This is a genomic window from Pseudomonas sp. DR 5-09 (genome assembly GCF_001655595.1).
GTDB lineage: Bacteria > Pseudomonadota > Gammaproteobacteria > Pseudomonadales > Pseudomonadaceae > Aquipseudomonas > Aquipseudomonas pharyngis.
The window spans coordinates 420,940-442,476 of sequence record NZ_CP011566.1; the positions used below are offsets into that span (position 1 = coordinate 420,940).

Sequence of the window (21,537 nt, forward strand, 5' to 3'; positions counted from 1 at the left end):
CTAAAAGCTCGATTCCGACTCTAGCCAGTACGGACCGTGGGAGACTTCTCGTCCCGCCCTTTCTACCTAAAGCGCCGATAAGGAATTCATCGGTAAAACCGACGATAGAGGCAAGCCAGCGCTACGGTAGACCCCGACAAGCTCTTAAACCCTAGCTCCGAGGATTCGTCATGACAATCCTTACCTCGCCAACGGTGATTGGTGTCGATGTGGCCAAAGCCGAAATCGTCGCTTATCGCGAAGATCTGAAAAACATTCAGGTCATCAACAACGACCGTACGTCTATAGGTCGTTGGCTGAAGACCCTGCCCGCACAAAGCTCGATTTCCCTGGAAGCCACTAATCTCTACCACCTGGATACGGCCGAACTGGCCCATGGTATGGGGCATCGGGTTTACGTCGTGGACCCTTACCGGGTGAGCCATTACCGCGAAAGCATCGGTCAGCGTGCAAAAACCGACCCTTGTGATGCACGTCTTCTGGCGCGTTATCTAACCAGTGAACAGCACCGGCTGCGGGTCTGGAGCCCACCACCACGGCACTACACGGTGTTGAAAAGTCTGCTTAACAAGCGTGCGCAGCTGATGAAGGCCCGAGTCAGTATCATGCTGAGCTGGTCAAACGAACCTCTCCTTGAAGATCTTTTGGCCCATGGGTTGGAGCATTTCAAACAGCTTGATCAGGCCATTCAGGAATTACTTCGCAAAGTCAGCCAAGAGGCCGGCATTAGCGAAAACATCAGACGCTGCAAAGCGATTGAAGGGATTGGTGAACTCACGGCAACGGGACTGGCAACTACGTACATGCGAGGTGAGTTCGCCAGCGCCGATGCGTTCATCGCCTTTCTGGGAATGGATTTGAAGGCAAAGGACTCAGGCAAGAAACACAGTCCTCGCCACTTGAGCAAAAAAGGTGACGGGGAATTACGGCGTCTTGCACACAATGCAGCTATGGCAGCTTGTCGGTCCCCTGTTTGGAAACCGTTCTATGAATCCTATCTGGCAAGAGGTCTAGCCAGAACCCAGGCCTTGGTCATCCTCGCCCGTAAGCTTTGCCGGGTGGCATTCGCCCTCATGAAAAATCAGAGCGAATACCAACCCAATTTAAGGTTGCAGGGTTCCCCTGCAACATAGAATCTCCCACAGTTTTTGTGGTGACCACAGGTTTGTGCACGGCTTGGGTCGCCACCGTGCAAATCCCGGTCGCCACAGTTCGCTTTTCCCGCTCGTCTGCTGCGTAATGTTTCGGCCACGGTGCAAGAAGACACCGATCCGAACAATAACCGCTGCCGCACGAGACGATCCCACATGAAAAGACTGTTCACTCGTTGTGCGTTAATCCTCACCGGCAGTGCGCTGCTCAGCGCCGGCGCCATGGCTTCCGATGATGCTTCCTGCAAAACCGTGCGCATGGGCGTGGTCAACTGGACCGACGTGATCGCCACCAGCGGCATGGCCGACGTGCTGCTCAACGGCCTCGGCTACGAAAGCAAACAGACCAGCGCCGTGCAGCAAATCATCTTCGCCGGCATCCGCGACAAGCGCCTCGATATCTTCCTCGGCTACTGGAAACCGGCGATGGACAAGAACATCGCGCCGTTCCTCGCCGCCAATCAGGTCAAGGTCATGGACAAGCCCAGCCTGGCCGACGCCCAGGCGACGTTGGCAGTGCCGGATTACGTAGCGGCGGCGGGGCTGAAAACCTTCGGCGACATCGCAAAGTTCAAGGATCAGCTCGGCGGCAAGATTTACGGCATCGAGCCCGGCAGCGGCGCCAACACCACGATCAAGACGATGATCGAAACCAACCATTTCGGCCTGAAGGATTTCAAGATCGTCGAATCCGGTGAGGCCGGCATGCTCGCCGCCGTGCAGCGGGCGGTGAACCGCAAGGAGTTCGTGGTGTTCGTCGGCTGGACCCCGCACCCGATGAACATCAACATGAAAATCACCTACCTGACCGGCAGCGAAGACGTCTACGGCCCGAACGAAGGCGCCGCCACCGTTTCCACGGTCACCGCGCCGGACTACGCCGAGCGCTGCCCGAACGTTCATCGACTGCTGGAAAACCTGACCTTCACCGCCGCCCAGGAAAGCCAGTTGATGGTGCCGATCATGGAGCGCAAGACCCCTCAGGAAGTGGCGAAGACCTGGCTGCGTGAGCATCCCGAAGACCTGCAACGCTGGCTGGCGGGTGTCAGCAGTTTCGATGGCAAGGACGGCGTGGCCACGGTTCAGGCCAGCCTGAAAAACTGATGGGCACTTATCCACTTTCGCCGTCGATGGCAGCCTTCGTTTCCAGAACCGAAGGCTTTGCCAGCGAGGACAGCAGCCTCGGCGGATTGCGCAAATCCTATGACGATATGTGCCGCGCCTTCACGCCCGAACGGCCGGTGGGTCTGGAGGTGGTGGATTTCCAGTTGAGCGGGGTGGCGGTGCGTTCGTATCGCCCGCCTGTCCGGCCATCGGCCAGTGGCTGGCCGTGCGTGTTGTACCTGCACGGCGGCGGTTGGGTGGTCGGCGGGCTGGATTCCCATGACTTCATCTGCTGCGAGCTGGCCATGGCGCTTGGGGCAATGGTGGTGGCGGTGGATTACCGGCTGGCGCCGGAGCATCCGTTCCCCGCCGGTTTCGAGGATTGCCTGAGCGTCTGGCGCGCGTTGCGCAGTGGGCCCTTCTGGTTCGACCCCGGACGGATGCTGGTGGCGGGCGACAGCGCCGGCGGCAATCTGGCGGCGGCGCTGTGCCTGGCACTGCGCGATGCCGGCGAGCCGCTGCCGGGTGCGCAGGTCTTGATCTATCCGGGGCTGGGAGGCGACGAGCAGTTACCGTCGCGCAGCGAATGCGCCGATGCGCCGTTGCTCGCCAGCAGCGATGTCGATTGCTATCACGCCCTGTACCTGCGTGGCACCACAAAGCCGAGCTCCTATGCGATGCCGTTGCTGGCCCGGGATTTCAGCGGTCTGCCCCCGGCCTGGATCGCCGTGGCGCAGTTCGATCCGCTGCGTGACGACGGCGTGTGCTACGCCGAACGGCTGAACGCGGCGGGCGTCGACGCGGCGCTGTATTACGGCGAAGGGCTGGTTCACGGCTGCCTGCGGGCGCGGCATCAGGTCGCCGAGGTCGATCGTCTCTTTGAGAACCTGCTGGGGTTCATGGCTGACAAAATGTGACAGCGCACGGGCATGCTCATTGACGTAAATCGGGTTTATGATGCCGGACGGCAGAATAATAGAAGTCCCCCCAGGGATGACCTCGACCCCTTACGGAGCGCGCAATGCAGACTTTGTTTCCGCAGATCAAACCTCACGCACGGCACGATCTGGCCGTCGATGACACCCATACGCTGTACGTCGACGAAAGCGGTTCACCGGAAGGTTTGCCGGTGGTGTTCATCCACGGAGGTCCCGGCGCCGGGTGCGACGCCCAGAGTCGCCGCTACTTCGATCCGAACCTGTATCGCATTGTCACCTTCGATCAGCGCGGCTGTGGTCGTTCCACGCCTCACGCCAGCCTGGAAAACAACACCACCTGGGATCTGGTCGAAGACCTCGAGCGCATCCGTAAACATCTGGGCATCGACAAATGGGTGCTGTTCGGCGGTTCCTGGGGTTCGACCCTGGCGCTGGCCTACGCGCAGACCCACCCGGAGCGCGTGCATGGGCTGATCCTGCGCGGGATCTTTCTCTGCCGTCCGCAGGAAATCGAATGGTTCTACCAGGCCGGCGCCAGCCGTCTGTTCCCCGATTACTGGCAGGACTACCTCGCGCCGATCCCGCTGGACGAGCGCGACGACCTGCTCAGCGCGTTCCACAAACGCCTGACCGGCAACGACCAGATCGCCCAGATGCACGCGGCCAAGGCCTGGTCGACCTGGGAAGGGCGCACCGCGACCCTGCGTCCGAACCCGCTGGTGGTCGACCGTTTCTCCGAGCCGCAGCGCGCCTTGTCGATCGCGCGGATCGAATGCCACTACTTCACCAACAATGCCTTCCTTGAGCCAAACCAGCTGATCCGCGACATGGGCAAGATCGCCCATCTGCCGGGCGTGATCATCCATGGTCGCTACGACGTGATCTGCCCGCTCGACAACGCCTGGGAACTGCATCAGGCCTGGCCGAACAGCGAGCTGCAGGTGATCCGCGATGCCGGCCACGCTGCCTCGGAACCGGGCATCACCGATGCATTGGTGCGCGCCGCCAGCAAAATGGCCCGTCGTCTGCTCGACCTGCCGCCCGAAGAAGCATGAAGGGGCTGTTGCAGCGCGTGAAAGGCGCGCGGGTCGAAGTGGCGGGCGAGGTGGTCGGCAGTGTCGATCAGGGTTTATTGGTGCTGGTGGCGGTCGAACCCGACGACACGCCGGCCAGCGCCGACAAACTTCTGCATAAGCTGCTTAACTATCGAGTGTTCAGTGACGCCGAGGGCAAGATGAATCTGTCCTTGGCGGATGTGGGCGGCGGGTTGCTGCTGGTCTCTCAGTTCACCCTCGCTGCCGACACCAAAAGCGGGTTGCGCCCGAGTTTCTCGACCGCCGCCCCTCCGGCGCTGGGCGAAGAATTATTCGACTATCTATTAAGCAAAGCGAAACAGATGCATGGCACAGTGGCATCAGGTAGATTCGGCGCGGATATGCAGGTGCACCTGGTCAACGATGGCCCGGTAACCTTCCTGTTACAGACATGAAAGCGCTTGAAACATCTTTTTAAGGGCTTTTCGACTGAAAACAGGGAATTTTCGCGATAAATACTTTGTTACCCCTGATGCGTTGTCACGCGGGCTACTAGATAATCGCGCGCTACGGGGATCAGCGTTCGTTGGTCCATTTTGACTTAGGTAGAGACTTGTCCGGATCCGATTGGGGAATCATTTTGACCCAGCGGAGTCGGAACAATGCTCGCCAACTTGGCAAGGGTGTCCTGCAAGGTCGGTTTTTTTGTACCGAATCCCTCACAGGCACTTCATCTGGCCGTTGGTTTATTGATCTGTTTTCGGCGAGGGTTGCTCGTGATTGTTAGTCCCTGTAATGCAGCAAAATTGTCTGCCAAACGCTTGCGCAGCGCTCTGGTAGCGGGCTCGGCAGTACTCTGCCTGCTCAGCGCCGGCCAGCTTTGGGCATTCAATCTTGACGATGTGTCGGCCAAGGCCAAAGAGCTGGCCGGGCAGAAGTTCGAAGCCCCGCGCAGCAACCTGCCGAACGAATTCCGTGAAATGAAATTCGCGGACTATCAGAAGATTCGTTTCCGCACCGAAAAAGCCGAATGGGCCGACCAGAAGACCCCGTTCAAGCTGTCCTTCTATCATCAGGGCATGCACTTCGATACGCCGGTGAAAATCAACGAAATCACCGCGAACACCGTCGAAGAGATCAAATACGATCCAAGCCGTTTCGATTTCGGCGACCTGCAGTTCGATCCGAAGGCCACCGAACAACTGGGCTACGCCGGTTTCCGTGTGCTGTACCCGATCAACAAGGCGGACAAGCAAGACGAAATCATGACCATGCTGGGCGCGAGCTACTTCCGCGTCGTCGGCAAGGGTCACACCTACGGTCTGTCGGCCCGTGGCCTGGCGATCGATACCGCTTTGCCGTCCGGCGAAGAATTCCCGCGTTTTCGCGAGTTCTGGATTCAGCAGCCGAAGCCGGGCGACAAGCACCTGGTGATCTTCGCCCTGCTGGATTCGCCACGTGCGACCGGCGCCTACCGTCTGATCCTGCGTCCGGGCAGCGACACCATTGTCGACGTCAAGGGCCAGATGTACCTGCGTGACAAGGTTGGCAAGCTCGGCATCGCGCCGCTGACCAGCATGTTCCTGTTCGGCGCCAACCAGCCGTCGAAAGTGCTCAACTACCGTCGTGAACTGCACGACTCCAGCGGTCTGTCGATCCATGCCGGCAACGGCGAGTGGATCTGGCGTCCGCTGAACAACCCGAAACACTTGGCTGTCAGCCAGTTCAGCGTCGAGAACCCGCGTGGTTTCGGTCTGCTGCAACGTGGCCGTGACTTCAGCCACTACGAAGACCTCGACGACCGCTACGACAAGCGCCCAAGTGCCTGGATCGAGCCGAAGGGCGACTGGGGCAAGGGCACCGTTGATCTGGTCGAGATCCCGACTGCGGACGAAACCAACGACAACATCGTTGCGTTCTGGAACCCGGAAAAACTGCCGGAGCCTGGCCAGCCGCTGGACTTCGCCTACCGTATGCACTGGACCATCGACGAAGCCGCGCTGCACGCGCCGGACAGCGCCTGGGTCAACCAGACCCTGCGTTCGACCGGTGACGTCAAGCAATCGAACCTGATCCGTCAGCCGGATGGCAGCGTTGCCTACCTGGTCGACTTCGAAGGCCCGTCTCTGGCCGCTTTGGCTCCGGATGCGGACGTTCGCAGCCAGGTCAGCGTCGGCGACAACGCCGAACTGGTCGAAAACAGCGTGCGCTACAACCCGGAAACCAAAGGCTGGCGCCTGACCCTGCGGATGAAGATCAAGGACCCGAGCAAGTCCACCGAGATGCGCGCAGCCCTGGTGCAGCCAGTGGTGACCGCTGATCTGGCCAAGTCTTCGGTACCGACGTCCAATTCGTCGGTGGCCAAGGCCGACAAGGTTGCCGCCAAGCAACAAGAGAAAGCCGACAAGGAAGCCAAGGCCGCCGAGGCCAAACAGGCCGACGCCAAGCCGGTTGCAGATGCCAAGGACAAGGCCAACAAAGACGCCAAGCAGCCAGCCGCTGCGGACGCGGCCCCAGCCACACCGGAATCGGCACCGACTGAAGAAGTCCTGACCGAGACCTGGAGCTATCAGTTGCCTGCCGATGAGTAACTCTCAAGTACAGCCAGAGACTCTGTCCGAGTACCTGGCGCATCTGCCGATGACCGACGAGCAGCGCGCGGAACTCGCGGGCTGCCAGTCCTTCAGCGAATTGCATGAACGCCTGTCGTCCAAGACCTTTGACGCACCGACCGAAGCCGCCCAGGCTTCGGTGGGCAAGCGCCTGATCCTGAGCACCGCCGAAGAGCTGCAAGACGCGGAAATGCTGGTGCTCGACGCCAGCGGCCGGGTCAGCATGAAGGCCACGCCGCCGATCCGTCGGACCAAGGTCGTGCCGGAGCCGTGGCGCACCAACATACTGGTGCGTGGCTGGCGCCGCCTGACCGGCCGGACCAACCCGCCGCAACCGCCGAAGGACGCCAACGTGCTGCCGGCGGCGCGCTGGCGCACGGTCGGTTCGATCCGTCGCTACATTCTGCTGGTGCTGATGCTGGGTCAGACCATCGTCGCCGGCTGGTACATGAAAGGCATCATGCCGTACCAGGGCTGGTCGTTCGTCGATCTGGAAGAAGTCCTGCATCAACCGCTGCTGCAAACCGCCACGCAAGTGCTGCCGTATGCGCTGCAAACCAGCATTCTGATCATGTTCGGGATTCTGTTCTGCTGGGTGTCGGCCGGTTTCTGGACCGCGCTGATGGGCTTCCTCGAATTGCTCACCGGCCACGATAAATACCGGATCTCCGGTAAAAGTGCCGGCAACGAGCCGATTCCGAAAGACGCGCGCACCGCACTGGTGATGCCGATCTGCAACGAAGACGTGCCTCGGGTGTTCGCCGGTCTGCGCGCGACCTTCGAGTCGGTCGCCGCTACCGGTGACCTGGACCGTTTCGACTTCTTCGTCCTCAGCGACAGTAACGACACCGACATCTGCGTTGCCGAGCAGCAGGCCTGGCTGGACGTCTGCCGCGAAGCCAAGGGTTTCGGCAAGATCTTCTATCGCCGCCGTCGCCGTCGCGTCAAACGCAAGAGCGGCAACCTCGACGACTTCTGCCGTCGCTGGGGCGGTGACTACAAGTACATGGTCGTACTCGACGCCGACTCGGTCATGAGCGGCGAGTGCCTGACCAGTCTGGTGCGCCTGATGGAGGCCACGCCGGACGCCGGTATCATCCAGACCGCGCCGCGCGCTTCGGGCATGGACACGCTGTATGCACGCATGCAGCAGTTCGCCACTCGCGTGTACGGTCCGCTGTTCACCGCCGGCCTGCACTTCTGGCAACTGGGTGAATCCCACTACTGGGGTCACAACGCGATCATCCGCATGAAGCCGTTCATCGACCACTGCGCCCTGGCGCCGTTGCCGGGCAAGGGTGCGTTCTCCGGTGCGATTCTCTCTCACGACTTCGTTGAAGCTGCGCTGATGCGCCGTGCCGGCTGGGGCGTGTGGATTGCCTACGATCTGCCGGGCAGCTACGAAGAACTGCCGCCGAACCTGCTCGACGAGCTCAAGCGTGACCGTCGCTGGTGCCACGGCAACCTGATGAACTTCCGTCTGTTCCTGGTCAAAGGCATGCACCCGGTGCACCGCGCGGTGTTCCTGACCGGCGTGATGTCTTACCTGTCGGCGCCGCTGTGGTTCTTCTTCCTGGTGCTGTCGACCGCGCTGCTGGCGGTGAACACGCTGATGGAGCCGCAGTACTTCCTCGAACCGCGTCAGCTCTATCCGCTGTGGCCGCAATGGCACCCGGACAAGGCGATCGCGCTGTTCTCGACGACCATCGTGCTGCTGTTCCTGCCGAAGCTGTTGAGCATCATCCTGATCTGGGCCAAGGGTGCGAAAGAGTTTGGCGGCAAGTTCAAGGTGACCGTGTCGATGCTGCTGGAGATGCTGTTCTCCATGCTGCTGGCGCCGGTGCGGATGATTTTCCACACCCGTTTCGTTCTGGCCGCGTTCCTCGGCTGGGCCGCGACCTGGAACTCGCCGCAGCGTGACGACGACTCCACGCCGTGGAGCGAAGCGGTCAAGCGTCACGGTCCGCAGACCCTGCTGGGCTTCTTCTGGGCGCTGCTGGTGATCTGGCTGAACCCGAGCTTCCTGTGGTGGCTGGTCCCGATCGTCGGTTCGCTGATGCTGTCGATTCCGGTGTCGGTGATTTCCAGCCGCGTCGGTCTGGGCCTCAAGTCCCGTGACGAGAGCCTGTTCCTCATCCCCGAGGAATACAATCCGCCACAGGCGCTGCTGGCCACCGATCAGTACACCCACGAAAACCGCTGGCACGCACTGAATGACGGCTTCATCCGCGCCGTGGTCGATCCACAGCAGAACGCCCTGGCGTGCTCGCTGGCGACCTCGCGTCACGGTCAGGCCGAGCCGATCGAATGGCTGCGCCAGGAACGTGTGCGTCACGCGATCAAGGTCGGCCCGGCCGGGCTGAACAACCATGATCGCCTGCAACTGCTGAGCGATCCGGTGGCCCTGGCCCGTCTGCACGAGCAGGTGTGGGCCGAAGGTCACGCCGAGTGGCTGGACGCCTGGCGGGCTTCGGTGAAAGCCGATCCCCACGCGCCGCTGCTGCCGCTCAAGCCGGTAAGCTTGCAGGCGCAACCGGCCTGATGAAGAAACCCCGCGAAAGCGGGGTTTTTTTTGCCTGCCGAAAAGCCCCTCACCCTAGCCCTCTCCCGGAGGGAGAGGGGACTGACTGAGTTGTTCTCTCGAAATACATCGACCTGACAGATCTCGGTCGAACTCAGATTTGAAATTCACAGAGATCGGCTCCCTTTCCCCCTCGCCCCCCTTGGGGGAGAGGGTTGGGGTGAGGGGGTAAATCTTGAATGTTAAACAAATCGTCCATTAAACCTTGTGCAAAAAATCGAGTGCGTTAGCATCCGTCCCCGAATTGGCGCACCCGGACAATCTTGTCCATTTCTGTCGGTTTTCGCGCCGCAAACGCAATGGTTTTGGGGACTTGAAGATGAAGAAGTATCTGTCGATGCTGCTGGTCGGCGTCACGGCACTGGTTGCAGTCAATGCGGCGCAGGCCGGCGCAATCGACGACGCGGTCAAGCGTGGCTCGTTGAAGGTCGGCATGGATCCGACCTACATGCCGTTCGAAATGACCAACAAGCGCGGCGAAATCATCGGTTTCGAAGTCGACATCCTCAAAGCCATGACCAAGGCCATGGGCGTCAAACTGGAGCTGGTCTCCACCGGTTACGACGGGATCATCCCGGCGCTGATGACCGACAAGTTCGACATGATCGGCAGCGGCATGACCCTGACCCAGGAACGCAACCTGCGCCTGAACTTCAGCGAACCGTTCATCGTGGTCGGCCAGACCCTGCTGATCCGCAAGGAACTGGAAGGCACCATCAAGTCCTACAAAGACCTGAACACCGCCGACTACCGCATCACCTCCAAGCTCGGCACCACCGGCGAGATGGTCGCCAAAAAACTGATCTCCAAGGCCAAGTACCACGGCTACGACAACGAGCAGGAAGCTGTGCTCGACGTGGTCAACGGCAAGGCTGATGCCTTCATCTACGACGCGCCGTACAACGTGGTCGCGGTGAACAAGGTCGGCGCCGGCAAACTGGTGTTTCTCGACAAGCCGTTCACCTACGAGCCACTGGCCTTCGGTCTGAAGAAGGGTGACTACGACAGCATCAACTTCATCAACAACTTCCTGCACCAGATCCACGAAGACGGCACCTACGATCGAATCCATGACAAGTGGTTCAAGAGCACCGAGTGGCTCAAGGACATGGAATAAGCCCGGTCAGATAGACCGAGTCACCCCATTCGCGAGCAAGCCCGCTCCCACATTGGAATGCGTTCCCTGTGGGAGCGGCGGTGCGACGATTCGACTTGCCCGCGAAGGCGGCCTCCCCGGCGACATAACTTTCGGATTTCGCTAAACCCATGAAACAGAAAAAAGCCCAATGGCCTTGGCACGTTCTGACCGTGCTGGTGCTGGTCGGCCTGGCCGGCGCGCTGTATTACGCCACGTCGCTGATGTCCTACGAATGGCGCTGGAACCGCGTGCCGCAGTACTTCGCCTATCAGGCTGAGGAAACCCAGCGCGCGACCGACATTTCCACCGTCAGCGAACTGGTGCGCAAGGGTGGCAGCGCGCAGGTCACCCTGCGCAACGATGCCGGTGACGAGCAGCACCTGACCGTCGACGAAAACAGCCTGCAATTCGCTCAGGGCGACGATGTGGCCGAAGGCGACGTCGTGGGCGTGACGCGGCATTGGGCGGCGGGTCCGCTGTTGTGGGGTCTGTGGACCACGCTTTGGCTGTCGGTGGTGTCCGGCGTGCTGGGTCTGCTGATCGGTCTGGCCACCGGACTGTGCCGGCTGTCGAGCAACCCGACCCTGCGCGACCTGTCGACGATCTATGTCGAGCTGGTGCGCGGTACGCCGCTGCTGGTGCAGATCTTCATTTTCTATTTCTTCATCGGCACGGTGATGAACCTGTCCCGGGAGTTCGCCGGGATTGCCGCGCTGTCGCTGTTCACCGGCGCCTACGTGGCGGAAATCATCCGTTCCGGTGTGCAGTCGATTGCCCGCGGCCAGAACGAAGCGGCGCGTTCGCTGGGTCTGAGTGCCGGCCAGTCGATGCGTCATGTGGTGTTGCCGCAGGCATTCAAGCGCGTGCTGCCGCCGCTGGCCGGGCAGTTCATCAGTCTGGTCAAAGACACTTCGCTGGTGTCGGTGATCGCCATCACCGAGCTGCTGAAAAGCGGCCGTGAAGTCATCACCACGTCGTTCTCGCCGTTCGAGATCCTGTTCTGCGTCGCCGGCCTGTACCTGTTGATCAACCTGCCGCTGTCGAAAATCGCCAGCCGGCTTGAGCGGAGGCTCGCGCAAAGTGATTGAAGTCCGCGATCTGGTAAAAGTCTTCGACACCCGTGGGCAAGTGGTGCGCGCGGTGGATAACGTCAGCACGTCCGTGGCCAAGGGTGAAGTGCTGGTGGTGATTGGCCCGTCCGGTTCCGGCAAATCGACCTTTCTGCGTTGCCTTAATGGTCTGGAAGAATTCGATTCCGGCTCGGTAAGCATCGACGGCCTGCAACTGGCTGACCCGAAAACCGACGTCAACGCCTACCGCCGCGAAGTCGGCATGGTGTTCCAGCATTTCAATCTGTTCCCGCACATGACCGTGCTGGAGAACCTGTGCCTGGCGCAGAAAGTCGTGCGCAAGCGCGGCCAGAAGGAAAGCGAAGCCAAGGCTCTGGCATTGCTGGAGAAGGTCGGCATCGCCCAGAAGGCCCGCGAGTACCCATCGCGCCTGTCCGGCGGTCAGCAGCAGCGCGTGGCGATTGCCCGGGCGCTGGCGATGGATCCCAAGGTCATGCTGTTCGACGAACCGACCTCGGCTCTCGACCCGGAAATGGTCGGTGAAGTGCTGGACGTGATGAAGAACCTGGCCGTGGAAGGCATGACCATGGTCTGCGTGACCCACGAAATGGGCTTCGCCCGGGAAGTGGCGGATCGGGTGCTGTTCTTCGATCACGGCAAACTGCTGGAGGACGCCTCGCCGGCGGAGTTCTTCGATGCGCCGAAGGATCCGCGAGCCCAGGCGTTCCTGCGGCAAGTCCTCTAAACACAGGACAAAAAAAATCGCAGCCAATGGCTGCGATTTTTTTGTGTGCGCGGTTTACACCTTGAACCGGCCCACCAGCGTTTGCAGGTGAGTGCCCAAACGCGCCAGCTCGACGCTGGAGGCCGCCGTCTCTTCACTGGCCGCCGAGGTCTGGTCCGAGACATCCCGCACGTTCAGCACGCTACGGTTGATCTCTTCAGCCACGGCGCTCTGCTGCTCGGCCGCCGCGGCGATCTGCTGGTTCATCGCCTGAATTGCCGAAACGGTACGGGTGATGCTCTCCAGCGAGCCACCGGCACGCCGGGTCAGCTCGACACTGCTGTCGGTCAAGGTGCGGCTGTTGTCCATAATCGTCGCCACTTGCTGGGTGCCGTTCTGCAGGCCGACGATCAGCTCTTCAATCTCTTCGGTGGACTTCTGGGTGCGCTGGGCGAGGCTGCGGACTTCGTCGGCAACCACCGCAAAGCCGCGACCGGCTTCACCGGCACGGGCGGCTTCGATGGCGGCGTTGAGGGCCAGCAGGTTGGTTTGCTGGGCCACGGACTTGATCACGTCGAGCACGCTGCCGATCTTGTCGCTTTCGCGCTTGAGCTCGCCCATGGCCTCGGTGGAATGGCCGACTTCGGCGGCCAGACGTTCGATCTGGGCGATGGCCTCGCCAACCACCTTGTCGCCTTCACGGGCCTGCTGGTCGGCGGCGACCGCTGCTTCCGAAGCTTCCTCGGCGTTACGCGCGACTTCCTGCACGGTGGCGGCCATTTCGTTCATGGCGGTGGCGACCTGGTCGGTCTCGATTTTCTGATTGTTGACCCCGGCGCTGGTCTGCTCGGTCACCGCGGACAACTCTTCGGCAGCGCTGGCGATCTGGGTCACGCCGTCGCTGATGCCGCCGATCAATTCGCGCAGGCCCTGGGTCATGCTCTGCATCGAGCGCTGCAATTGACCGAGTTCGTCACGGCGCAGGGACACCAGATTGTGGGTCAGGTCACCGGCGGCCACGCGTTCGGCGACTTTCAGGGTCTGCTCCAGCGGAATGATGATCTGCCGGGTGATCGCCCAGGCCGCGAGCAGACCGAAGGCCAGGGCCAGCAGGGTGGCGATCATCAGCATGTTTTTGGCATGCGCGGCATCGGTGTCGCGGACGATGGTCTGGGATTCGGTGAGTTTCTTGCTGACGTCGAGCAGGATGTCGCCTTGGGCCGACATGCGAGCCAGCGCCTTGGCGTTGTTCACCTGGGAGTCGCGGAACTGGCTGACGGCGGCGCGATAAGCCTTCAGCGATTCGGTGGCCTGTTGCAGGTTGGCGATGTGTTGCTCGGGCAGTTTGCTCGGCAGGCTTTCCAGATTGTTCAGGGCGGCGGCGATGGCATCCAGCGCCGGTTGTTCGGCTTCGGCCTTGCCGCTGTAGGTGTAGCCGCGCACCTGATAGCGCGCCTGCTGCAGCAGTTTGCTCAGCTCGATCACGCTGTTGAATTGCGCGACGCTGTCGCCTTGCAGCAGGGATTTCTCGACTTCGCTGACCTTGGCCACCGCGTTATCGGCGCTGGCGCCGAGTTTGCTGCGAGCGTCTTCACGCTGCACGGTGGCCTGGGTCATGTCGCCAAAGGCGCGTTTGTACTCGGCAACCGCCGCCAGTTGCTGATCGATCATGGCCACGTCGGACGGTTGCTCGATCATGCCGCGGGCGCTTTGCAGGCCGGCGTCGAGTTTGCCGAGCAGGTCGTTGACCGCGCCGGGGCCCTGTTCGCCACGGCGGGCTTCATAGTCCAGACGCGCCAGACGCAGGTCCTTGGTCAGCTCGTTGAGGCTGGAGATGAAGCCGAGCTTGTCGCCCCGGCTGATGATCCCGCTCATGCCGGTCCAGCCGGTGAAGGTGATCAACAGGGTCAGCAGCAGCACCAGGCCGAAACCGATTCCAAGCTTACGTTTAACGCTGACGTTTCCAAGACTCTCGGCTAACCAACGGTACATGCGACGACTCCCCTCGGACCACTAATTGGACTTATGGGGAGGGTATCGGCCGCATGATGGCAATCTGTAACGCCTTTTGTCCGGAGAAGACTTCAGAACAGCCGGGCGAGCAGCGCGGTGACGGCGGTTTCGACCCGCAGGATTCGCTCGCCCAGTTGCACCGGTTGCAGCCCGGCCTTGGCCAGCAGATCGATTTCGTAGGGAATCCAGCCACCCTCGGGGCCGATGGCCAGGGTCACTGGTTCGTTCAGGGCGCGGGGGCAGGGCGGGAAGTTGCCCGGATGACCGACCAGACCGAGGGTGCCGTCGGTGATGGCCGGCAGTCGATCTTCGACGAACGGCTTGAAGCGCTTCTCGATGATGATCTCCGGCAGCACCGTATCCCGAGCCTGTTCGAGGCCGAGGATCAGTTGTTCGCGAATCGCTTCCGGCTCCAGGAACGGTGTTTGCCAGAAGCTTTTCTCGACCCGGTAGCTGTTGACCAGAATCACCTTCGACACGCCCATGGTCGCCACGGTCTGGAACACCCGGCGCAGCATCTTCGGGCGGGGCAGGGCGAGCACCAGGGTCAGCGGCAGTTTGGCCGGCGGCGGTTGATCGAGGGTGACCCGCAGCTCGGCTTCGCCCGCGTCAAGGCGCAAAAGCTCGGCCGAGCCCATCAGCCCGCCAATGCGCCCGACCCGCAGGCTGTCGCCGACTTCCGAACGGTGGACTTCCTGCATGTGGGTCAGGCGGCGATCACGCAGCACGACGCGGTCGGCCGCAATGAAGTCGGCCTCTTCGAGCAGCAGCAGGTTCATGGCTGAGTCGCTGGCGGCTGGTCGTTGTGATCGTCGGCGGTTTCTTCCGGGCGCTCGCGTTTGCTGACCAGACTGCCGAACAGGATGCCGACTTCGAACAGCATCCACATCGGCACGGCCAGCAGGGTCTGGGAGAAGATGTCCGGCGGGGTCAGGATCATGCCGACCACGAAGCAGCCGATGATCACGTACGGACGGATCTTCTTCAGGTATTTGACGTCGACCACGCCGATCCAAACCAGCAGCACCACGGCCACCGGGATTTCGAACGCCACGCCGAAGGCGAAGAACAGCGTCATGACGAAATCGAGGTAACTGGTGATGTCGGTCATCATTTCCACGCCGGCCGGGGTAGCCGAGGCGAAGAACTTGAAGATCAGCGGGAACACGAAGAAGTAGGCGAACGCCATGCCGGTGTAGAACAGCAGGATGCTGGAGATCAGCAACGGCACTGCGACACGCTTCTCGTGCTTGTACAGGCCCGGTGCGATGAAGCCCCAGATCTGATGCAGGATTACCGGGATCGCCAGGAACAGCGAGACCATCATCGTCAGCTTCAGCGGCGTCAGGAACGGCGACGACACGTCGGTGGCAATCATCGTCGCGCCCGCCGGCAGGTATTCGCGCAGCGGCGTCGAAACGAAGGTGTAGATCTGCTGGGTAAAGGCAAACAGCCCGGCGAAGATGATGAAGATCGCCGCCACGCAACGCAGCAGGCGGGTGCGCAACTCGGTGAGGTGCGAAACCAGCGGCATGTGCTGGTCGTTTTCGGGGAGATCGCTCATGGGGCTCGCGGCGGCAATGTTGGGTCGTGAGGGGCCGGCGTTGTTGGCGCGGCAGCTGGAGCAATGGGTTCGACAGGCTTCATGATCGGCGCAGTTTCAGCGGCTGCGGCAGAGACGTGCTCGATGCTCGCCGTCGGCGCATGAATTGTTTGTTCCACAACCGGAGGCACTGGCGTCTGATCTGCCACTGGCTGTACCGGCGTCGGCTCCTGCTGAACCGGCGTGAAAATCTTCCGCGCCTCCTGTTCCAGCGACAGGATGTGCTCGTTGTGCAGTTGCCGACGGATTTCGTCGGCACCGATTTCACGCTCAACTTCCTGTTTGATCGCGTTGAAGCTGCGCTTCAGCCGTCCGACCCACAGGCCGGCGGTGCGTGCAGCGCCCGGCAGACGCTCGGGGCCCAGCACCAGCAGGGCGACGAGGCCGACGAGCAGCAGTTCAGAGAAGCTGATACCAAACATTAGTCAGTGCTCACACGTCTTTGCGGATCGGCTCTTCGACTTTCTGCGCCTGCACGTCGATGGTGTGCGGCGGGTTGGCCTGAGCGGTGGCTTGCGGCTGTACCGGCGGTACCGGTTGCGCAGGCGTTACGGTCGGATCGGCCGGTTTTTCGTCGTCGTTCATGGCTTTACGGAAGCCCTTGATCGACTCGCCAACGTCGGTGCCGAGGTTCTTCAGTTTCTTGGTACCGAACACCAGTACCACGACCACCAGGATGACGATCCAGTGTTTCCAGTCAAAAATGCCCATGTTGCTGTTCCTCTTTTGAAGTTGTTCAGGCGGACGGGCGCGAGGCTTTCTCGACGTGTCCGGACAGGCCGAAACGGCGATCCAGTTCATCCAGCACCGCCTGCGGATGCTGCCCCAGCTGGGCAAGCATGACCATGCTGTGGAACCACAGGTCGGCGGTCTCGTAGATCACGTCGCTGCAGTCGCCGCTGACGGCGGCGTCCTTGGCGGCGATGATCGTTTCGACCGATTCTTCGCCGACCTTTTCCAGAATCTTGTTCAAGCCCTTGTGATACAGACTAGCCACATACGAACTGTCGGCTGCAGCGCCCTTGCGCTCTTCCAGCACCTGAGCGAGGCGGGTCAGGGTGTCACTCATGTTTGTGTCCTGCGGAATAGATGGCGTGCGGGTCTTTCAGGACCGGGTCGACCGTTTTCCAGTCGCCGTTTTCGAAGACGCGGTAGAAGCAGCTTTGACGGCCGGTATGGCAAGCGATGTCGCCGATCTGTTCGACCATCAGGATGATGACGTCGGCGTCGCAGTCCAGACGCATTTCATGCAGCGTCTGTACGTGGCCGGACTCTTCGCCCTTGCGCCACAGCTTGCCACGGGAACGTGACCAATAGATGGCACGGTTTTCCGCCGCGGTCAGCTCCAGGGCTTCGCGGTTCATCCAGGCCATCATCAATACGCGTCCGGTCTTGTGATCCTGAGCAATCGCCGGCACCAGGCCATCGGCGTCCCACTTGATCTCGTCCAGCCAGTTTTTCATCTTCGACTCCGACAGCGAACCCACACTTCAATAGTCGGGTTCAGGCGTTGAAACAGTGTGCCAGCCGATCACGGAACTGGCTATCGGCGAACGACCAGATACAAGCCGACGGCCACCATGATCCCTGCGGGCCAATGCCCCAGTTCGTGCATCGGGCCCCCGGCAGCGAGGATCGTACCGCCCGCCAGATGGGCGCTGCCGAGCAGGCGCAGGAACCAGTCGTCCTTGCGTTTTTTCCACGGTGGCGGCGGGTCGTTGGCGTGGGGCTGGGACATGCGTTCGAGCAGATCGCGGGCCATGTTGGCCAGGTGCGGCAGTTGTTCGAACTGGCTCTGGACGTTGCCGAGCAAGGCTTTCGGGCTGACGCGCTCGCGCATCCAGCGTTCGAGGAACGGCTGCGCGGTGTTCCACAGATCGAGGTCCGGGTACAGCTGACGGCCCAGGCCTTCGATGTTCAGCAGGGTCTTTTGCAGCAATACGAGTTGCGGCTGCACTTCCATGTTGAAGCGGCGCGCGGTCTGGAACAGGCGCATCAGCACCTGGCCAAATGAAATATCTTTTAATGGTTTTTCGAAGATCGGCTCGCACACGGTACGGATCGCCGCTTCGAATTCATTCAATTTGGTTTCCGCCGGCACCCAGCCCGAATCGATGTGCAATTGCGCCACGCGGCGGTAGTCGCGCTTGAAGAAGGCGAACAGGTTGCGGGCCAGATAATCCTGGTCTTCCGGGGTCAGGCTGCCGACGATGCCGCAGTCGATCGCGATGTACTGCGGGCTCCACGGGTTGACGGTGCTGACGAAGATGTTGCCCGGGTGCATGTCGGCGTGGAAGAAACTGTCGCGGAACACCTGGGTGAAGAAGATCTCCACGCCGCGCTCGGCGAGCATTTTCATGTCGGTGCGCTGGTCGGCGAGGGTCGCCAGATCGGTCACCTGAATCCCGTAGATGCGCTCCATCACCAGCACTTTCGGCCGGCACCAGTCCCAATAGACTTGCGGCACGTAGAGCAGCGGCGAGCCTTCGAAGTTGCGTTTCAACTGGCTGGCGTTGGCCGCCTCGCGCAACAGGTCGAGTTCGTCGTAGATGGTTTTTTCGTAGTCGCTGACCACGTCCACCGGGTGCAGCAGACGGGCGTCGGCGGAGACTTTTTCGGCGGCGCGGGCGAGGATGAACAGCCACGCCAGATCCTGGGCGATGATCGGTTTCAGACCCGGGCGGATCACCTTGACCACCACTTCTTCGCCAGTCTTCAGTTGCGCGGCGTGTACCTGTGCCACCGAAGCCGAGGCCAGCGGTTCGACGTCGAAGCGGCTGAACACTTCGCTGATCTTCTTGCCCAGTTGTTCTTCGATCAGTTTGACCGACAGCTGCGAATCGAACGGCGGCACACGGTCCTGCAGCCGCATCAGTTCATCGGCGATGTCTTCCGGCAGCAGGTCGCGGCGGGTCGAGAGGATCTGCCCGAACTTGATGAAGATCGGCCCCAAGTCCTGCAAGGCCAGGCGCAGGCGTGCGCCACGGCTCAGGTCCAGCGGCTTGCGCGGGAACCAGCGCCACGGCAGGACGTAGCGCAGCGCCAGCAGGAACCACGGCAACGGCAGATCGAACAGCAGGTCATCGAGGCGGTAGCGGATCACGACGCGCTGGATGCGCAACAGACGGCGGACGGCGAGCAGCTTCATGCGTTATCGCTTGGGTCGAGGGATCGGGAAAGGCGCTCGAAGCGCGCCTCGAGACGTTCCAGATCGAGTTTGATCCGGTCCAGTTCGCTGAAGCGGGCTTCGGCTTCGCGCTGCCCGACGAGGGTGCGCGATTCTTCGGCCAGGTATTCGGCGAGGTTCTGGTTGAGGCTGGCAAATCCTTGTTGATACCAGCGGGCGCGGCTGCGCAGGTGGCCGCCGACCAGTTGCGTGGCGACAGGTCCCAGCCAGCGCGAGAGTTCGTACTCCCAGTCCAGCTTCAGGTCCTGCAGCACGCCCGCCAGCTCCAGCAGCACGCCGCTGTCGCCGTCGAGTTCGACTTCCGGCGCGTGCAGCACCGCCGTCTTGTCCTTGCTCAGGGCCAGTTTCACCAGACTCGAGGCCGGGGCGCGCAGGGTGCAGTCGACGCCGGTTTCCCAGTGGGACGCCAGCATCAGGCCTTCGTCGCTCGGCAGAATGAACAGTTGCAGCGCCGGGCTGCGGCAATCCACGGCAATCACTTTGCCGGTCAGGTGCGCCAGTCGCGGCAGCGCCGTGCTGTCGAGACGCAGCACGCGGTTCAGGCCGAGTTCGACGCTGGCGAGCAGCCCGGTCAGCAGCATCAGGGTTTGATGCCGCGGTGCAGGGCGACGATGCCTGCGGTCATGTTGTGATAGGTCACGCGGTCGAAACCGGCGTCGACCATCATCGACTTCAAAGTTTCCTGATTCGGGTGCATGCGGATCGATTCAGCCAGGTAGCGATAGCTTTCCGAGTCGTTGGTGATCAGCTTGCCCATCAGCGGCATGAAGGCGAACGAGTAGGCGTCGTAGGCCTTGGACATCAGCGCGTTGGTCGGCTTGGAGAATTCCAGCACCAGCAGGCGGCCGCCCGGCTTGAGGACGCGCAGCATCGAGCGCAGGGCGTCTTCCTTGTGCGTCACGTTGCGCAGGCCGAAGGCGATGGTCACGCAGTCGAAATGGTTGTCCGGGAACGGCAGCTTTTCAGCGTCGGCCTGGACGAACTCGACGTTGCCCGACACGCCGACATCCAGCAGGCGGTCACGACCGACCTTGAGCATGGATTCGTTGATGTCGGCCAGCACCACCTGACCGGTCGGGCCGACCAGGTGCGAGAATTTCTTGGTCAGGTCACCCGTACCGCCGGCGATGTCCAGCACGCGGTTGCCGGCGCGTACGCCCGACAGTTCGATCGCGAAACGCTTCCACAGACGGTGCATGCCGCCCGACAGAAGGTCGTTCATCAGGTCGTACTTGGTGGCCACGGAGTGGAACACCTCAGCGACTTTTTCCGCTTTCTGGCTTTCCGGAACGTTTTTGAAGCCGAAGTGAGTGGTGGGTTCGGCATCGCTGCCTTTGCGCTGATCAGTCATATCGCTGTCACCAAAAGAGAATGCGCGACATTCTAATCCCCAAGCCATGCTTTGTCTTGGAATGGCTAAAGGTAAGATGGGCAACCTTCGGGACGATTTGCCGCAGTGGCGGTCAAGATTCGTTGCAGGCATTCATAGCCCCATTCAAAAAGCAGGAGTCATTCAATGGCCCATATCAGTGTTGAGCGTGCCCACAGTCTGGGCAAGGAAGCGGCCCGCGAGAAAGCCGACAAACTGGCGCAGAAACTCTCCGATCAATATGGCCTGGAGCCGCAGTGGTCGGGCGATGTCCTGAACCTCAAGCGTTCGGGCGTGAAGGGCGCGGTGCACGTGGCCGAGGATTCGATCCGGGTCGACGTGGAACTGGGCCTGATGATGTCGGCCATGAGCGGCATGATCAAAGCCGAGATCGAAAAGGCGCTGGATAAAGCGCTGGTCTGATCAGGACAAACGGGGAGCTTCGGGCTCCCCGTTTTTTTCTCCTGCACCTGCCTTTTATGTCAGTTGTTAGGGTGCCGTTTCTAATTTTTCTCCCTACTTTGTGCCTGAGCCCGACACTCGTCAGGGCAGTTCCTCAAACCTTCTGCGCGTGAGGTGCACCATGGCCAAAGTCATTTTGAAGAAAAAAATCGACGCTTCGACTTCCGCTCTGAGCGACGTCAAATCCTATGCCCGCAAGATCTGGCTGGCAGGCCTGGGTGCCTACACCAAGGTCGGTCAGGAGGGCAGCGAGTACTTTCAGGAGTTGATCAAGGCTGGTCAAACTGTTGAAAAGAAAGGCAAAAAAGCCGTCACCGAAAAACTCGAAGCGGCCAACGCCGAGATTGATGAAGCCAAGAGCGAAGTCAGCTCTTTCAAAGGCCGGGTCGAAGTTCAGCTCGACAAGGTCGAGAAGGCGTTCGACACACGTGTCGCCAGTGCCTTGAATCGTATCGGCATTCCGTCTAAACATGACGTTGAGACACTCTCTGCTAAGCTCGATGAGCTGACGGCATTGCTCGAACGCGTCGCGCGTAAATCTTAAGGAGAAC

At 61.2% G+C, this 21,537-nt stretch carries 22 protein-coding genes and 1 pseudogene; 12 read left to right on the forward strand and 11 right to left on the reverse strand.

Translation table 11 applies throughout. The features are described 5' to 3' along the window. Positions 1–170 precede the first annotated feature (170 nt). From PDR5_RS01865 to PDR5_RS01910, 10 genes are all read left to right on the forward strand, one after another. Entirely contained in the window at positions 171–1,133 is a 963-nt protein-coding gene (locus PDR5_RS01865; protein WP_064592530.1) for an IS110 family transposase, read from the forward strand. 174 nt (positions 1,134–1,307) lie between these two features. Beyond that, entirely contained in the window at positions 1,308–2,255 is a 948-nt protein-coding gene (locus PDR5_RS01870) for a choline ABC transporter substrate-binding protein (protein ID WP_064592869.1), read from the forward strand. Continuing rightward, a complete protein-coding gene (locus PDR5_RS01875; protein WP_064592871.1) occupies positions 2,255–3,172 on the forward strand; it encodes an alpha/beta hydrolase in 918 nt (305 codons plus the stop codon). Before PDR5_RS01870 ends, PDR5_RS01875 begins: the two co-directional genes overlap by 1 nt. A 104-nt stretch (positions 3,173–3,276) precedes the next feature. Next, entirely contained in the window at positions 3,277–4,248 is a 972-nt protein-coding gene (gene pip, locus PDR5_RS01880) for a prolyl aminopeptidase (protein ID WP_007952436.1), read from the forward strand. Further along, positions 4,245–4,682 (forward strand): D-aminoacyl-tRNA deacylase, encoded by a 438-nt coding sequence (gene dtd, locus PDR5_RS01885; RefSeq protein WP_064592873.1) that lies wholly within the window; start codon positions 4,245–4,247, stop codon positions 4,680–4,682. The genes pip and dtd overlap by 4 nt, the downstream gene beginning before the upstream one ends. Positions 4,683–5,003: 321 nt before the next feature. After that, positions 5,004–6,818 carry a glucan biosynthesis protein G gene (locus PDR5_RS01890; protein ID WP_011332055.1) on the forward strand — a complete coding sequence of 605 codons (1,815 nt, stop codon included), beginning with the start codon at positions 5,004–5,006 and terminating at the stop codon, positions 6,816–6,818. Next, positions 6,811–9,381, forward strand: a complete 2,571-nt coding sequence (mdoH, locus tag PDR5_RS01895) for a glucans biosynthesis glucosyltransferase MdoH (protein WP_064592875.1) — start codon at positions 6,811–6,813, stop codon at positions 9,379–9,381. The genes PDR5_RS01890 and mdoH overlap by 8 nt, the downstream gene beginning before the upstream one ends. Before the next feature lie 358 nt (positions 9,382–9,739). Then, positions 9,740–10,537 (forward strand): transporter substrate-binding domain-containing protein, encoded by a 798-nt coding sequence (locus PDR5_RS01900; RefSeq protein ID WP_039772466.1) that lies wholly within the window; start codon positions 9,740–9,742, stop codon positions 10,535–10,537. A gap of 149 nt (positions 10,538–10,686) precedes the next feature. Further along, entirely contained in the window at positions 10,687–11,646 is a 960-nt protein-coding gene (locus PDR5_RS01905) for an amino acid ABC transporter permease (RefSeq protein ID WP_007952431.1), read from the forward strand. Further along, entirely contained in the window at positions 11,639–12,373 is a 735-nt protein-coding gene (locus PDR5_RS01910; RefSeq protein WP_064592877.1) for an amino acid ABC transporter ATP-binding protein, read from the forward strand. The genes PDR5_RS01905 and PDR5_RS01910 overlap by 8 nt, the downstream gene beginning before the upstream one ends. 54 nt (positions 12,374–12,427) lie before the next feature. Here PDR5_RS01910 and PDR5_RS30375 read toward each other — a convergent pair whose 3' ends face one another. The 11 genes and pseudogenes from PDR5_RS30375 to ubiE all read right to left on the reverse strand — a co-directional run bounded on the left by PDR5_RS30375 (position 12,428) and on the right by ubiE (position 20,506). Then, complete coding sequence (locus PDR5_RS30375) at positions 12,428–13,300, reverse strand: methyl-accepting chemotaxis protein (protein WP_371850981.1); 873 nt, start codon at positions 13,298–13,300, stop codon at positions 12,428–12,430. Continuing rightward, a pseudogene (locus PDR5_RS30380) lies at positions 13,283–14,344 on the reverse strand (methyl-accepting chemotaxis protein); the annotation flags it as partial. The pseudogene PDR5_RS30380 and the gene PDR5_RS30375, both read right to left, overlap by 18 nt. A gap of 92 nt (positions 14,345–14,436) precedes the next feature. Beyond that, on the reverse strand, positions 14,437–15,144 hold the full coding sequence (locus tag PDR5_RS01920; RefSeq protein ID WP_039772460.1) for a 16S rRNA (uracil(1498)-N(3))-methyltransferase: 708 nt from the start codon (positions 15,142–15,144) through the stop codon (positions 14,437–14,439). Beyond that, positions 15,141–15,929: a twin-arginine translocase subunit TatC gene (gene tatC, locus PDR5_RS01925; protein ID WP_007952425.1), complete on the reverse strand. Its 789-nt coding sequence runs from the start codon at positions 15,927–15,929 to the stop codon at positions 15,141–15,143. The genes PDR5_RS01920 and tatC overlap by 4 nt, the downstream gene beginning before the upstream one ends. Continuing rightward, positions 15,926–16,390 (reverse strand): Sec-independent protein translocase protein TatB, encoded by a 465-nt coding sequence (tatB, locus tag PDR5_RS01930; protein WP_064592882.1) that lies wholly within the window; start codon positions 16,388–16,390, stop codon positions 15,926–15,928. The genes tatC and tatB overlap by 4 nt, the downstream gene beginning before the upstream one ends. Before the next feature lie 10 nt (positions 16,391–16,400). After that, positions 16,401–16,679: a twin-arginine translocase TatA/TatE family subunit gene (locus tag PDR5_RS01935; RefSeq protein WP_007952423.1), complete on the reverse strand. Its 279-nt coding sequence runs from the start codon at positions 16,677–16,679 to the stop codon at positions 16,401–16,403. A gap of 25 nt (positions 16,680–16,704) precedes the next feature. Beyond that, positions 16,705–17,037 carry a phosphoribosyl-ATP diphosphatase gene (locus PDR5_RS01940; protein WP_007952422.1) on the reverse strand — a complete coding sequence of 111 codons (333 nt, stop codon included), beginning with the start codon at positions 17,035–17,037 and terminating at the stop codon, positions 16,705–16,707. Beyond that, positions 17,030–17,431 carry a phosphoribosyl-AMP cyclohydrolase gene (gene hisI, locus PDR5_RS01945; RefSeq protein WP_007909357.1) on the reverse strand — a complete coding sequence of 134 codons (402 nt, stop codon included), beginning with the start codon at positions 17,429–17,431 and terminating at the stop codon, positions 17,030–17,032. The genes PDR5_RS01940 and hisI overlap by 8 nt, the downstream gene beginning before the upstream one ends. 80 nt (positions 17,432–17,511) lie before the next feature. Continuing rightward, positions 17,512–19,116, reverse strand: a complete 1,605-nt coding sequence (gene ubiB / locus PDR5_RS01950) for a ubiquinone biosynthesis regulatory protein kinase UbiB (protein ID WP_039772455.1) — start codon at positions 19,114–19,116, stop codon at positions 17,512–17,514. Continuing rightward, a complete protein-coding gene (locus PDR5_RS01955) occupies positions 19,113–19,736 on the reverse strand; it encodes a ubiquinone biosynthesis accessory factor UbiJ (protein WP_064592884.1) in 624 nt (207 codons plus the stop codon). The genes ubiB and PDR5_RS01955 overlap by 4 nt, the downstream gene beginning before the upstream one ends. After that, entirely contained in the window at positions 19,736–20,506 is a 771-nt protein-coding gene (gene ubiE / locus PDR5_RS01960) for a bifunctional demethylmenaquinone methyltransferase/2-methoxy-6-polyprenyl-1,4-benzoquinol methylase UbiE (RefSeq protein ID WP_064592886.1), read from the reverse strand. The genes PDR5_RS01955 and ubiE overlap by 1 nt, the downstream gene beginning before the upstream one ends. Before the next feature lie 165 nt (positions 20,507–20,671). Between ubiE and PDR5_RS01965 the strand changes: the two genes are divergently transcribed. Next, positions 20,672–20,947: a polyhydroxyalkanoic acid system family protein gene (locus PDR5_RS01965; RefSeq protein WP_007952417.1), complete on the forward strand. Its 276-nt coding sequence runs from the start codon at positions 20,672–20,674 to the stop codon at positions 20,945–20,947. Between the two features lie 160 nt (positions 20,948–21,107). Next, complete coding sequence (locus PDR5_RS01970) at positions 21,108–21,530, forward strand: phasin family protein (RefSeq protein ID WP_039772451.1); 423 nt, start codon at positions 21,108–21,110, stop codon at positions 21,528–21,530. Positions 21,531–21,537 lie beyond the last annotated feature (7 nt).

Bases quoted from the DNA above. Each gene is read 5' to 3' on its own strand.
- dtd (WP_064592873.1), top strand. From the start codon at position 4,245: ATGAAGGGGCTGTTGCAGCGCGTGAAAGGCGCGCGGGTCGAAGTGGCG.
- tatB (WP_064592882.1), bottom strand. From the start codon at position 16,390: ATGTTTGGTATCAGCTTCTCTGAACTGCTGCTCGTCGGCCTCGTCGCC.
- ubiE (WP_064592886.1), bottom strand. From the start codon at position 20,506: ATGACTGATCAGCGCAAAGGCAGCGATGCCGAACCCACCACTCACTTC.
- pip (WP_007952436.1), top strand. From the start codon at position 3,277: ATGCAGACTTTGTTTCCGCAGATCAAACCTCACGCACGGCACGATCTG.
- PDR5_RS01900 (WP_039772466.1), top strand. From the start codon at position 9,740: ATGAAGAAGTATCTGTCGATGCTGCTGGTCGGCGTCACGGCACTGGTT.
- PDR5_RS01875 (WP_064592871.1), top strand. From the start codon at position 2,255: ATGGGCACTTATCCACTTTCGCCGTCGATGGCAGCCTTCGTTTCCAGA.
- tatC (WP_007952425.1), bottom strand. From the start codon at position 15,929: ATGAGCGATCTCCCCGAAAACGACCAGCACATGCCGCTGGTTTCGCAC.
- PDR5_RS01935 (WP_007952423.1), bottom strand. From the start codon at position 16,679: ATGGGCATTTTTGACTGGAAACACTGGATCGTCATCCTGGTGGTCGTG.
- mdoH (WP_064592875.1), top strand. From the start codon at position 6,811: ATGAGTAACTCTCAAGTACAGCCAGAGACTCTGTCCGAGTACCTGGCG.
- PDR5_RS01905 (WP_007952431.1), top strand. From the start codon at position 10,687: ATGAAACAGAAAAAAGCCCAATGGCCTTGGCACGTTCTGACCGTGCTG.
- PDR5_RS01920 (WP_039772460.1), bottom strand. From the start codon at position 15,144: ATGAACCTGCTGCTGCTCGAAGAGGCCGACTTCATTGCGGCCGACCGC.
- PDR5_RS01955 (WP_064592884.1), bottom strand. From the start codon at position 19,736: ATGCTGCTGACCGGGCTGCTCGCCAGCGTCGAACTCGGCCTGAACCGC.
- hisI (WP_007909357.1), bottom strand. From the start codon at position 17,431: ATGAAAAACTGGCTGGACGAGATCAAGTGGGACGCCGATGGCCTGGTG.
- PDR5_RS01865 (WP_064592530.1), top strand. From the start codon at position 171: ATGACAATCCTTACCTCGCCAACGGTGATTGGTGTCGATGTGGCCAAA.
- ubiB (WP_039772455.1), bottom strand. From the start codon at position 19,116: ATGAAGCTGCTCGCCGTCCGCCGTCTGTTGCGCATCCAGCGCGTCGTG.
- PDR5_RS01940 (WP_007952422.1), bottom strand. From the start codon at position 17,037: ATGAGTGACACCCTGACCCGCCTCGCTCAGGTGCTGGAAGAGCGCAAG.
- PDR5_RS01870 (WP_064592869.1), top strand. From the start codon at position 1,308: ATGAAAAGACTGTTCACTCGTTGTGCGTTAATCCTCACCGGCAGTGCG.
- PDR5_RS01970 (WP_039772451.1), top strand. From the start codon at position 21,108: ATGGCCAAAGTCATTTTGAAGAAAAAAATCGACGCTTCGACTTCCGCT.
- PDR5_RS01965 (WP_007952417.1), top strand. From the start codon at position 20,672: ATGGCCCATATCAGTGTTGAGCGTGCCCACAGTCTGGGCAAGGAAGCG.
- PDR5_RS30375 (WP_371850981.1), bottom strand. From the start codon at position 13,300: ATGCAGAGCATGACCCAGGGCCTGCGCGAATTGATCGGCGGCATCAGC.